At 39.7% G+C, this 12,348-nt stretch carries 13 protein-coding genes and 2 tRNA genes; 6 read left to right on the top strand and 9 right to left on the bottom strand.

All coding sequences use genetic code 11. The annotated features are described in order from the left end of the window. Positions 1-71: 71 nt before the first annotated feature. A complete protein-coding gene (locus BP549_RS02125; protein ID WP_292377715.1) occupies positions 72-1,142 on the bottom strand; it encodes a formate--phosphoribosylaminoimidazolecarboxamide ligase in 1,071 nt (356 codons plus the stop codon). Between the two features lie 188 nt (positions 1,143-1,330). Between BP549_RS02125 and BP549_RS02130 the strand changes: the two genes are divergently transcribed. Then, on the top strand, positions 1,331-2,248 hold the full coding sequence (locus BP549_RS02130; protein WP_292377718.1) for an ArsR/SmtB family transcription factor: 918 nt from the start codon (positions 1,331-1,333) through the stop codon (positions 2,246-2,248). A gap of 8 nt (positions 2,249-2,256) precedes the next feature. Then, positions 2,257-3,066 carry a tRNA pseudouridine(38-40) synthase TruA gene (gene truA / locus BP549_RS02135; RefSeq protein ID WP_292377720.1) on the top strand — a complete coding sequence of 270 codons (810 nt, stop codon included), beginning with the start codon at positions 2,257-2,259 and terminating at the stop codon, positions 3,064-3,066. Between the two features lie 121 nt (positions 3,067-3,187). Here the strand turns inward: truA and BP549_RS02140 are convergent, their stop codons facing one another. Continuing rightward, positions 3,188-4,255 carry a TRM11 family SAM-dependent methyltransferase gene (locus BP549_RS02140; protein ID WP_292377722.1) on the bottom strand — a complete coding sequence of 356 codons (1,068 nt, stop codon included), beginning with the start codon at positions 4,253-4,255 and terminating at the stop codon, positions 3,188-3,190. A 513-nt stretch (positions 4,256-4,768) separates the two neighbouring features. Between BP549_RS02140 and BP549_RS02145 the strand changes: the two genes are divergently transcribed. The 4 genes from BP549_RS02145 to BP549_RS02160 all read left to right on the top strand — a co-directional run bounded on the left by BP549_RS02145 (position 4,769) and on the right by BP549_RS02160 (position 7,047). Continuing rightward, complete coding sequence (locus tag BP549_RS02145) at positions 4,769-5,785, top strand: SDH family Clp fold serine proteinase (RefSeq protein WP_292377724.1); 1,017 nt, start codon at positions 4,769-4,771, stop codon at positions 5,783-5,785. Next, positions 5,770-6,012, top strand: coding sequence for a hypothetical protein (locus BP549_RS02150; RefSeq protein ID WP_292377726.1), 243 nt, complete (start codon positions 5,770-5,772; stop codon positions 6,010-6,012). The genes BP549_RS02145 and BP549_RS02150 overlap by 16 nt, the downstream gene beginning before the upstream one ends. 226 nt (positions 6,013-6,238) lie before the next feature. Continuing rightward, on the top strand, positions 6,239-6,739 hold the full coding sequence (locus tag BP549_RS02155; RefSeq protein WP_292377727.1) for a hypothetical protein: 501 nt from the start codon (positions 6,239-6,241) through the stop codon (positions 6,737-6,739). A gap of 134 nt (positions 6,740-6,873) precedes the next feature. Next, positions 6,874-7,047: a hypothetical protein gene (locus BP549_RS02160; protein WP_292377729.1), complete on the top strand. Its 174-nt coding sequence runs from the start codon at positions 6,874-6,876 to the stop codon at positions 7,045-7,047. Between the two features lie 135 nt (positions 7,048-7,182). On the opposite strand, the gene BP549_RS02165 is transcribed toward BP549_RS02160, so the two are convergent. The 7 genes from BP549_RS02165 to BP549_RS02195 form a co-directional block, all read right to left on the bottom strand. Continuing rightward, positions 7,183-7,470, bottom strand: a complete 288-nt coding sequence (locus BP549_RS02165) for a YunC family protein (RefSeq protein ID WP_292377731.1) — start codon at positions 7,468-7,470, stop codon at positions 7,183-7,185. Positions 7,471-7,496: 26 nt separating this feature from the next. After that, a complete protein-coding gene (locus BP549_RS02170; protein ID WP_292377732.1) occupies positions 7,497-8,249 on the bottom strand; it encodes a hypothetical protein in 753 nt (250 codons plus the stop codon). Between the two features lie 169 nt (positions 8,250-8,418). Next, a complete protein-coding gene (gene map, locus BP549_RS02175; RefSeq protein ID WP_292377734.1) occupies positions 8,419-9,309 on the bottom strand; it encodes a type II methionyl aminopeptidase in 891 nt (296 codons plus the stop codon). A gap of 171 nt (positions 9,310-9,480) precedes the next feature. Then, the gene (locus tag BP549_RS02180; protein ID WP_292377735.1) at positions 9,481-10,650 is read right to left on the bottom strand and encodes a M24 family metallopeptidase; all 1,170 of its coding nucleotides are present in this window, start codon (positions 10,648-10,650) and stop codon (positions 9,481-9,483) included. 38 nt (positions 10,651-10,688) lie between these two features. Continuing rightward, positions 10,689-11,249 (bottom strand): hypothetical protein, encoded by a 561-nt coding sequence (locus tag BP549_RS02185; RefSeq protein ID WP_292377737.1) that lies wholly within the window; start codon positions 11,247-11,249, stop codon positions 10,689-10,691. A 565-nt stretch (positions 11,250-11,814) separates the two neighbouring features. Continuing rightward, positions 11,815-11,887: transfer RNA gene (locus BP549_RS02190), tRNA-Asp, on the bottom strand. Positions 11,888-12,000: 113 nt separating this feature from the next. Further along, positions 12,001-12,116, bottom strand: a tRNA-Tyr gene (locus BP549_RS02195). Between the last annotated feature and the right edge of the window lie 232 nt (positions 12,117-12,348).

Below are 12,348 nucleotides of genomic sequence, written 5' to 3' on the forward strand. Positions count from 1 at the left end.
CAACTAATTCGCCTGATAAAAGTTTTCTCTCAAGCCTTTTTAAAAAAGACTTACTTAGGATAAAGGCTTACTTAGGATATTATCTTATCCAACTGACCTGTTTGAGCTGCGATTTTGATTTCCCGAGCTATTCTCCTTCCAGTTGAGAGATTCTCCTCCATCAGGTCAGCATAAGGAGAACCTGAAACGTAAAGGTTTGTTCCTGCAACAATTCTGGCCGATATTTCAAAGACTTTAATCTCAAGCGTATCCGTAAAGACGGTTTCAAGACAGAAAGCCCCTATCATCCCGCCAAAAAGGCCCAGAGATTCTTCAACTACCCTTTCTCCAAGAGAGAAAATCAGGGGTAAGAGGGACTCTCTTGCTACAAGGGGCATATTTCCTGTAACTACATAGGTCGGGCGGATTCCAGCTTCTACGAGTTCTTTGGGTGAACCGAGCCTGAAGATTTCGTCCGCATTGGATTCTACCCTGCGGTCCATGCTCAGAAGCTCAAGGCTGCCCTGGCTTAAAGTGTATCCTTCGTTTCGGATTGGAGAATAGAAGTAGTGTAGATAATACCGGGTTCCGGTGATAAATTCCTGAATCGTGTACTTCTGGGTTTTATCCACGAGTTCATTGAATTCTTCGTAGGTTTTTGCGACAAAGAAACCTTTTCCTCCTTTTGCTCCGTCGTACTTAACCATTACAGGTCCATTGATGTCGTGAGGATCGTCGATTTTCTTCGGCATATGAATGCCTGCTCCAAGCAGCCACTCACGTTCTTTATCCCTGTCCGACTCCCATTCGAGCACAGCCCGGTTTCCAAAGGTAGGCACGGCCATCTCTGCAAAATTTTCCGTACCAAGATAAGCAACGACTGAGCCGTGTGGAATAATGATAGTATTTTTCTTTCTAAGCTCCTCAGCCTTGTTCATTATATCGGCATAGCTATCAACGATAAGGTACTCATCAGGTTTTGCTTTGGGAAATGCCTCATAAAATTTTGGAGGCTTGCCGACGCAGATTCCCAGAGTTCTGAAGCCTTCTTTGCGAGCTCCGTCAAAAATTTGAAGGCTCGAGTGGGAGCAAATTGTTGCGATTGTAATATTTTCTAAATCATAATTTTTCAGAAATTCAAGAACCTGCTGTTTTGTGATCATGATTGGTACCAGCGGAAAATTTAGATTAGTATATACAATGTTATATTTAAGGTTAAGGGCTGGATTCTATATCTAGATGTAGTAGTGGATGTATATTCGCCCACAAAAATAAAACTTTATATTGGTTCGCGGGAACTAAAGTATACTTTGAATTAAAAATAGACAGGTTTTTAATCTAGGACGTAATTATGGACGGGCTTGAAGATCAAGAGGGCTTAACGGAAACAGACGAGCTCCCAAAGGGGTCTGAACAACTGGAGCGAGATGGCAAGGTTCTTGTTCTCCCGGTAAATGGAGACTCCAGAAAGATCACTCAGATTCTTTCCAATGAAACATCATTAAAGATTCTGGAATTGCTCGGGAAAAAAAGTATGTCTGCAACCAATATTGCAGAGGAGCTTGAACTTCCCCTTACTACTGTCAAGTATAATCTTGACTCCCTTATAGAATCCGATCTTATAAAGATCAAACAAATAAAGTGGAGCAAGAAAGGAAGGCAGGTAAAGATCTACGAGTCAGTGGATAAACTGATTGTCCTCGTTCCTTCAAAAAGCTCTATAGATAAACTTTCTCTTGTAAGCCTGCTGCAAAAGTATCTCGGAGTAATCGGAGCTGCCTTTTTTGCAGCTGCAGGTATAGAGTATTTTTCAGCCTATATGCAGGCAAAAAGGATAATTGATGCAACTGCTCCTTTGAGAATGAGGATAACAGAAATACCTGATGAGTCTTCTCCGGAGCAAATGGCTCTGGGAATAAACGAAAGCAATAACATAAGCCCTAAAATAGCTCTTGACCAGCAGGTGTCTGAAGGAGCTTCGAATGCAAGTTCTGAGGCTCTGGAAGCCGGAGCAGGAAATCTCTCCTCTGGGATGGAAGCTGACCCAACTCAGGGAGTTTCTGAAGTCCCAATGTCCGTACCGGAGGGTTTAGATTCTGTGCAGGGAGTTTCTTCTATCTCTTCTGAAGGGTTAGTTCATGTAGGTGGAATTCGCGAGCTTTATGACACGCTTTCTCTTCACCCTGGATTTTGGTTCCTTTTAGGGTGTATTTTTATAGTAGTCCTGCTGATTGTAAGAGAAGTCTATTATAAGAAAAGATCCAAGTAGAGATTCTTATGAGAGTCGCTTTAAAACTTGCATATATAGGCACCGAGTTTCACGGCTCCCAGATTCAGCCCAATGTCGAGACCGTGGAGGGAGAACTTTTCAAGGCTCTTCGGAATCTCGGAATTATAGAAAGCCCCAAATCTGCGAATTATACCTGCGCCGGAAGGACCGATGCCGGAGTTCATGCTCTTGGACAGGTTGTCGCTTTTGACACGGACAAACTGAACCTGGCAATTCCAAGGGTAATAAATTCCGAACTTCCCTCAGGAATCTGGGTCTGGGCCCATGCTGAAGTGCCCCGAAGCTTTGATGCCAGAAGAGATGCAGTTTCCAGGCATTACCGATATGTGATGAGCGGGAAAGAGTACGATATCTCTAGAATCCGGGAAGCTTCAAAACTGCTGCTTGGAACGCACGATTTTGAAAATCTTTCGCGAACCAATGGAGAAAAAAGTACAGTTCGAACCATAGAAAGGATCGACGCTCGCGTAGATGGAGAGCTTATAAAAATAGATGTTGTTGGGAATAGCTTCCTCTGGAACATGGTCAGAAAAATCGTAACTGCTCTTTCCATGATAGGAAAAGAGGTACGTGATAACGACTGGCTGCTCCAGATGCTGAATCCGGAGATTTATGAAGAAGGAATCGAGCCTGCTCCTGCCTACGGATTGACCCTTCTGAAAGTGAATTATAACGAGAGAATAGAATGGATTGATGACAACTACTCTATCAGGAGAGCAGGTGAGCAGAACCAGAAACGCATCCTCAGGCACAGGGTTATGGCAGAAGTGTTGGAAGAACTGATCTCCCATGAGTAAAAAATGCCTTTACAGGGATCCTTAATGTTTTGAATTTCATCTTGATTCTACTTTTTATTTCCCTTTTTTGACTTTACTTTTGCTTTGATTCTTCATTCCTTCTAATTTCTTACTTGATCCTTCATTCCCGTTTGCCATTCTCATTCTTCAATTCTTTCTGAAAAATAGTTATTGTCCGGGTAAGACTTCTATGTACTCTCTGGGCATAAATATCGAGAACCTTAAGCCCTGCCTTTTCTCCATATTCTGCTGCAGCTTTATCTGAGACTACAACTGCGATACCCCCGGGCTTAAGAACACGCTCGATCTCGTTAAGCGCACAGGAGTAAAGTTCTTCCAGGGACTCGGCAACAATTGCTGCCGATCTGCCGTAGGGTGGGTCAGTAACGACTGCGTTTATTGTCGCTTCCTTTAACGGAACCCTGCAGGCATCTCCTTCCATCAGGACATAATCCAGTTTAAAGGCTTCAAGGTTCATGCGAGCGCCCTTTACAAGTTTTTCCTGGGCATCGATTCCTATAACCCTTGCTCCCACAAGCCCTGCTTCGACAAGAATTCCCGCAGTGCCGCAAAAGGGATCCATAACGAGGTCTCCTGGTTTTATTCCCGACAGGTTTGCGAGGGCGCGTGCAACTCTCGGCATAAGGACACCAGGATGGAAAAAAGGTTTATTCTGCGGAGTTCGGGCTTCATATGCACTTCTGTCGACAGATGACAGGAGAGTTCCGAACACGGCTTTCTCACTAAGGATCACCCTGAATTCTACGTCTGGTTTTTTCAGGTTTGCCCTGAAGCCTTTCCTGTAAATGCATCCTCCTACTTTCTGTTCCAGAAATTCACCCGGAAAATCCACATGGTGTTTGATTCGCTTTGCTCTGACCACAAAACTTTGTCCTTCCCTGATGTAGCCTGATGAATCAAAGCCTTCTGCAAGTTTCAGGATTGCATCCGGAGTATTTTCGGCAATCCCAACAACTTTCAGAATATGGTGGGTCATTGCCAGCCTGTCAGTTATCGGGCCTTGAAGGATTTTTTCTACATCCTCTTCTTTACCAGTTATTTCCACCACAAGGCACTGGTCAATAATAGTATGGGGTCGAAAATCAAGTCCCTCGATTTTTAGACAGGCAAATACTTCGGCAGCGGGCAGTTCTTCATGTTCTCCAGAAAGTTCAAAAGCGTATAACATTGGTGATCCGAAATAGGTTGATAATTATAAATTGGAAACAACATCCACACCATACAGTGCGGAAGTAAATACAAAACTCCGTGCGTGAAACGTGAAAGTAGTTATTAAAAGTAACTGATGGAGTTGGTTGTGGTTATTTTTTCATAGTATTTTAAGAAATGGAGATATAATAAAATAAGTTTTAAAGTATTGATTCCAGGTATATAAATAAATGGGTAAAAATGGACTCAATAAGTGTCTAAACAAAAGCATAATGCGTAATTGAGCTTGTTGTACGATAGAAACATACTTATGCAAAACATTTTGTTTAGGCTGAAGAGTGAAACAGAGGGATCGAATAGCTCTATAGTCTTGGAGATCTCAAATCTTTGATCTAAAGTATATGAATGGATAGTCGACATTGTACTTATAAGATAAACTGAGACAACATATGCTTTGTAAGTTACTTAAAAATTTCAGAAATTTAATATATGACTCATTGAATACACCATTATATCTTATAGGTGGTGTGCAATGTCTGGACTAATTCCTGTTGAAGATTTATTTATCAATAGAAATGAAAGCGGTACCTGGCAAAATGACATTTCTGATAGCAAAAATGAAGCACCTGATACCAGAGAGCGAACCGTAATACTTGATGAAGAAATTAAAGCATTAGAAAGACAAATAGAGAAAGATATTGAGAGATTTAGAGATCTCCGAAAGAACCGTTGTTTGCCATTTTTTATTGACACGATTGAATTTGAAGTGGTAGATGATATTTTCGATGCTTTACGAGAGAAGTATAAAGACTGCGATGGTAAACTTGATGTCATAATCGATTCAAGTGGCGGAGATATTCACGCAGCATACAACCTAGCTATGTTATTTAGAAAATATGGCTATAAAGAGTTAAATTTCTTCGTTCCTAGATGGGCAAAAAGTGCAGCGACTTTGATAGTTTGTTCAGGTGATAACCTTTATATGAGTCCTATCGCAGAACTAGGACCACTTGATCCACAGATCAGTCAATTTAATCCTCTGGAACGGAGATTAGAGGATTTTTCACCATTGCATCTAGGAGCTACTTTGGAGCTGATTCGTAACGAGTTTAAAGCTGGTAATAAAGATCTAGCGAATGGTTTGTTGCAAAGATTGCAATTTCCTCTTACGCTTGGTTATATTATTAAAAGTAAAGAAGTTAGTCAAAATTATATGTGTAAGCTGTTAGGTTCAAGGTTGCTTAAAAACCTTACACCTAATGAGATAAAGTCCATTGCTGATAAATTCACAGAAAGTTATCCTGATCACTCATATTGTATAACAACAAGTGAATTAAATGAAATTGGGATTAATGTAGTCAAAGAGCTAGAAGGTCCTGAACTTGATATAATTTGGAACATTTACAAGTCGCATGCTAAAAAACAAGATTTACAGGATGAAAAAAATTCACTTGAGAGCAACAAAAATCTAGACGGTTTTAGAAAAACTGGATCGTCTGGAAACGGAAATAAACGAAGAAAACATATAAGGAAATGGGGGATACCGTGATACAAGATGATTACCAAGACAAATATGTTTATATAATGGATATATTAGCAAAGCGTGGAGAGATTTCTGAAGAAGAAATAAGGTCATTGCCAATTTTTACAAATAAATTGGAATCCAGAACCATTATAGAGGCATTAAAGCATGATTCGAACTTAAAAATAATTACTAAAAAAATTTCAGAATGGCCAATGTTAGAGTGGCAAAAAGTGTTCCGAATTTCCCCCTGAAATTTATCAATTTTAATATATAATATCTACTTTTTTAAGTTTTATCAATAATTCTCCGTTTATAGATAATATTTTAGTAAAAGATTTAAGTCTTTACTTTTATACAGTTTGCAATCCGAAGAACTTATTATAAGAGCTGGTAGACATTAATTTAATTACTATACCGTTTAGCGAATTAATAAAGAGTATAGATAATGGAGAAATTGATAAAAAAACAGTAGACAATATGTTAGAAGATTTTTCTTGTACAAGAGAACCATTTATTGAAAATTTTGTCAGAAAAAGTTGTTATCAATCTGAAAAAATGCGGTCTTCTAAATCATATTTTATATTGGATGAGGATGAAAAAGATTACCTACGTGCTTTAGGATTTTACTCCTTAGCTTTGAAAGCTTTTTATATAAGTGAAGGTATGAGTAACAAGAAAAAAAAGAAGTTGGGTGTAAAAGATAACCAAGCTCATATCGCCACTTACTATATTGGTTTACTGGCAAAGAACGAGAATTATAGTGAAGAAATAGAAGGAAAGCTTATACTAGACTCAGCAATGGGTAAAATTGCTAAAGCCATGAGGCATGTAGGAGGAAAAGTTACGTGGGTAGAAGCAAAGAAGAAGAATCAAAAAGTTATAGAATTTTATATAAATAATGGATTTCAGGAGTTTCAAACCGAACAACAAGAAGACGGGGAACACTCACATTTAGCTAAAATTATAGAACCGGAATGAGCGGGCTATAAACTAAACATTTTATCAGTCAGAGATCAGTATATAATAAAGTAAACGCAGGTTATATGTATTACATATGTAATACACTATTGTATCCCACCATACGTAGCGGCTTGTATATTGGAGGAATGTTAGTGGTTGGAAAATATTTAGAGGAGAATTGTTTGCACGTTACAGATCCAGAAGCAGTAGATAAGTTACATAAATTATTAAATGCAAAGCCTACGCTTATTTCGTCAAAGGTAATATGTAACAAATCACGTAAAGAAAGAGCCGCGTTTTTAAGTCAAATAAAAAAATCAACTTAATTAATCGTAACTACAACAGAGTACTAAGATTTTCGAGTACCAAAAAAAGTGTAAATATTTATTTCAAAATCGTGTTCGAGACACGAAATCCGTAAACTTTGCCTTAGTGCGTATCATTAAAGGCAGTCTCTTCCCTTAAAACATTTTTTCCAGAGCTTCCCTGCCAGTCATTCCGGGTTCGATCCCGAGTTCCCTGGCGAACTGGGTTACTTCAACGACCTGGGCTTTGAGCATATCTTCAAAACTCTGTACGCCTTTCACTTTCGCTGCCGTGTCCCCAAGAGCCTCTGCAGCATTTACATTGAGGTATCCGCACATCAGGAAGCCTTTCTCTGCCCTTATAACCAGAAGAGGGTATTTTTGCATCTCAAAGCGGAGGCCAAGAGCACACCCATTTTCAAGCTGAATCTGTTCGATAAGCATATTTTTCACAATAGCTTCAAGCCAGATTAACTTTTTGGACTCAGATAAAACCGTATAAAGATGCCTTTGAAAAATTCATAGGATTTCTTGGCTTCTACAATCTTTCCGGCAGCTTCTATCTTATTTTCCTCTTCTTTACTTTTATTTACTGCTTCTTGCTCAATGCTTTCTTCTCTTTCCTGTAACCCGGCTTTATAGCTTTCATTTTCCGAAATCCAGAGAGTTATATTTTCTTCCGGACCGAAACTGCCTTTAAGCACTGTATGGTTATTTCCTGGTTCCTGACTCTTGTTATTCAGCCCTTCTGTCCGCTCTACATTGAAGTCTAAAGGCAAAGTGATCGTAATATTTGAGTTTGGAGTGCCCATAAGCCAGATATCTGTACCCTGATTAACCTCTTTCTCGAAAATATAATTTACACTCGCATAATTAGTAATTGATGAATCTTTTAAAACATTGCCCAGAGCTTCCTTTGAGAGATAAAAGTCAACATCCGTCACTTTAACGGGGTCTGAAGTGCCATTGAGCTTTACATCAGGTTTGGTTTTTAAGGCTTCTTTCGTTTGATCCCTGAGAAAGGTTTCCGCTTTCAGGATTTCCCATGCATTGACAAATTTATCTTTGTTTCCTGTTTGCATGTCTATGAAATTCCTGAAAATGATAGATTCATTGCCTGTAATTTGTTCTTGATATTCCCATGTCATTCCATTCCTTTCCAGTGTAATGTTATTACTGGGTACAAAGGCAGCAGTACAGGGTTCTGCCATAAAAACAGGCATAAAAAGGCTTAATAACAGAAAACCGGTTAAAAAAAGGTTGTATGCTTTCAAGGCGCTCAACTCGTGTCTTTTTCAATATTTGACTCCTTGTTAACCTTTACACTCTTTTTTTTCTTTATTCCCGGTTTTGTTTTCTCTTTATCTTCAATTCTATTTTCTTTTTCGGATTTTACTTTGTTGTAACCTCGCAGCCGTCATGGGTTATTATTATGGTATGTTCGGCCTGGGCTACAAGCCCGCCAGTACTTTCGAGAAGCACAGGATAGGAATGAAGAATTCCTGCTTTTTCAAGCTGAAGTAATGCGAAATCCAGTCTGTCGGATTCAAGCCAGCGCTTTGCAAAAGGCAGCTCTCTATATTCTTCTACCTGTTTCAGGACATTTCGGACTGCAGGCATACGGACCGGCTTTTTCCTTATAAGGCTGTATATCTCGGCCCAGTTTCCGTCGTGGACAGTACCTGCTCCATCCGTTGCAAAAGGCTCAATTGCAAGCACGTCGCCTTCCTTTAAAATCGCTCCTCCTTCCACATGCCGGTTAGGAACAGCAGGATCATCATGAGCTTCGTACTCGGAAAGTCCATGACCTGTCAGGTTTATTATCGGGTTAAGTCCGTAACTGCGAATGCTGTTCTCTATTGCAGCCCCAATTTCCCCTGTAGAAATTCCTGGCTTTGCAAGGTCAATGGCTACGGCAAGAGCTTCCTCGGCGGCTTTTAAGATATCGGAATTTCCTGACAGGTCAACAGTCACAGCCGAGTCTGCAATATATCCATCTACATGGACCCCTAGATCCAGCTTAACCATATCCCTTCCAAAAACGTCAGTATCTCCTATCTTTGGGGTTGCATGTGCAGCCTCTTGATTTCTTGAAATATTGCAGGGAAAAGCCGGTCTGCCTCCCAGCTCTATAGTCCGGTTTTCAACAAACTCTGCAACTTGCAGCAGAGAGTTTCCGACCCTGATCATCTCCACAGCTTCGGCCCTGACAGTTTTCAGGATCCTACCTGCTTCTCTGTATTTCTCAAGGATCTCTTGCTTATTGTGCACATTATCAGTCATGTTACCCCTTGTCAATGATTTTATTAGATCTTCTAATTCCTGAATAATTGATTGAGATTTTAATGGAACATATTTGAATTATTGATACTTTTACTGCAATTTTATGAGCAGGCTAATATAGTTAGATGAAATGTAAACGAAATATAACAGATCCTTTAAATTGTAAACCTGTTATACTACAAATCTCTTTTCCAGCCCTGTAAGATTCTGGTATCCATTTTCAGTGACCAGGACCATATCCTCGATTCGTATTCCTCCTATTCCAGGGTAGTACAGCCCAGGCTCGATAGTGATCACATTTCCTGCCTCAAGTAAAACTCCGTTTTCTCCTACACTTGGTAATTCATGTATGTCAAGTCCAACTCCATGTCCTGTTGAATGAATAAACCCGACTTTTGCACCACTTCGGTAGGTATCGTATCCGTGCGCTTCGAAGAAGTCGCAAACAGCGTTATGAACATCAGATGCTTTTACTCCTGGCTTAACCATTTCAAACCCTTTTTTCTGGGCTGCAAGCACAGTTTCGTACATCTTTTTGAGCTCTTCCGAAACCTCTCCATGCAGGACTGTGCGTGTCATGTCCGCAAAATAACGTTTTTTCTTGCTTCGCGGGAAAATATCCAGGATAATTGGGGCATTTGCCCTCAGAGGGCCGTCCGTAGTTCCATGAGGATTTGCCGTGTCCTTGCCGCATGAAACAATAGTCTCTTCGGCCTCGCACCCGTAGTCAAGAAGAGTATGATCTATAACCGAAAGCACTTTAGTCCCTGTCAGTACCTCCCCTGCGTGATAAAGAAATCCTTCTTTTTCTTCTGCTCCTGCTATTAAGGTTATAGCAGCTTCCATAGCCTTTTCTCCTGCCATCTGGGCATATTTTATGGCTTCAAGCTCTTCCGGCCTTTTCAGGCTCCTGATTTGTCTGAATGGACTTTTTATAGGCACTATTGAGAAGCCTGCTTCCGTGAGAAAGTTTGATTCAAATACTGGGAAATCGTAAGGTACTGCGACTTTCTTTATCCCTTTTTCTGCAAGCAGCTCGGATATGCAGGCTGCATAGGCGATAGACGGGTCTTTTTTCTCCTTTACCTTTTCCCTGTAGCCCAGATCCTGAGTTGTCTTTATTGTCGAAACTCTTGACTCTATTTCGGCTCTTCCTTTTTCCATATCTGAAATAAAGAGTACTTCTTCTCCGGCTGCTGTTTGCAGGTAAGCGAAATCGTCGGAAGCCAGGAAGCGAGTTACATAATAAATATCGGAATTATGAAGATTCCCTATCATAAGATAGGCATCGGTTCCTGCCTCTTCAAGGGTCTTTTTTATGCTGAACTCTGGTTCGGTCATGCAAGATAATTCTGGCTTTGTGCATAAAGGTCTTATTGTCAGGTCTTTTTTCCTTCCATTCGTAAGATGGCCTCTTTTAACTCATGGTTCAGAATAAGAAACTCTTCAAGCATCGCAAAATAGCGGTTAAGAGAAGCTGTCATTTCATCCGAGAACCTGAGAAAACATGCATATTTTCTCCTTCCCAGCTCTTTTACCCAGGATTTATTCTCAGGTTCCACTTCCAGCAGTTCCCAGAAAATTTCTGTGGCACAGCCAAGGATTCTTCGAACGCTTGAGGGCACTTCCTTTCGAATTTTTTCCTTTTTAAATTCCACGTAGTCCTTGGAAATATCCGGCTGAAACATTGCGTTTCTATGAATCCAGTAATCATCGCGATTGAGATAAGTTTCTACAATGTTTGAAATTTTGGGGAATAACTCCTTTAGGTCTAAACTTGATTCACCTTTTGATCCACTGGGATCTTTGTTGTCATATCTTAAGTTCTTGGGAATAGACGCATTTTCTGGAAAATGTACGGTCATTTCAATTTCTCTTTGAATCCATTCTGAGGTGAAGTTTTTGGTAGCTTCAATAAAGATGAGAGCCTCAATCTCCATTTTTCTCCTGGTAGCTTCCAGTCTTTCACATGTGCTGTTAATTTTTTTCCTAGAATCGTTCGGGATATCGGATTCAGTCTCTATTCTCGTGCCCTCCTTCCCTGTTAATTTTCTAATTTTTATGTATTTTCTCGTACATAATTTCCTTTTATATTATTCTCAGGATTATTTCCTAAGTCTTTAATATTCTCTCTATAGGTTTGGGACAAGCTTGAATAAGTGAGAGAAAAAAATAGATTGAAGGGGTAATATTGGAACTTAACTGATTTAATCTGAGCAGTATGAGTAGGTTAGATAAAAAAAGAATAGAAGACGAGTTGATAAGAGAGAAACAATAAAAAATGGTATATTTTTAATAAATAATAAACAATGGTAAATTTTAAAGAAACAATAAATAACGGTAAATTTTAAAGAAAAAACAAGTGAATGATTAAAACAAAAGCAAGCGTAAAGATTAGAAATTGCTGATATGACTTCCAATCTTTTAAAATAAAAGATAAAATGTTATTACTCTTTGTATTCTTTAAAATAAATTAAATAATGTCCTATATTCAAAAAAATAAAGCGCCCGGACCGGGATTCGAACCCGGGTCGGAGCCTCGACAGGGCTCCATGATAGGCCTCTACACTATCCGGACACTTTGGTCTCTTCTGCTACTGTTTTTCGCTCGCATTGCGAGCAAAACTTAAATGCTTTTTTAATATATAAATGTTCCCGTTGAAGCTTTTCGATTCTGGATACTGCTTTAGGTCCCGCCTCCCAGACTCGAACCGGGGACATCGCGGTGCCTGCGCGGAAATGAACGGGTAATTTTACCCGCACGAGCCGAACTACAGCCGCGCACTCTACCACTGAGTTAAGGCGGGACTATGTATGTTAATCCACTGCTACACTTCTTGAGTGCACCATCTCATATATGGTGATGATATATATGTTTTACGCTGGATGTGGGCTATATGGGCACTTTTATAATATATTTATATTATAAGTTCATTCCATAGCCTGTTTCATTCGTGATTCTGATAAGTTTTCAGGAGTGTTCTCATAGCTCAATACATAGTTACAATAATATTATGAAAAGAACCGGAAGGTTCTCCT

The organism is Methanosarcina sp. UBA289 (assembly GCA_002496565.1).
Classification (GTDB): Archaea; Halobacteriota; Methanosarcinia; order Methanosarcinales; family Methanosarcinaceae; genus Methanosarcina.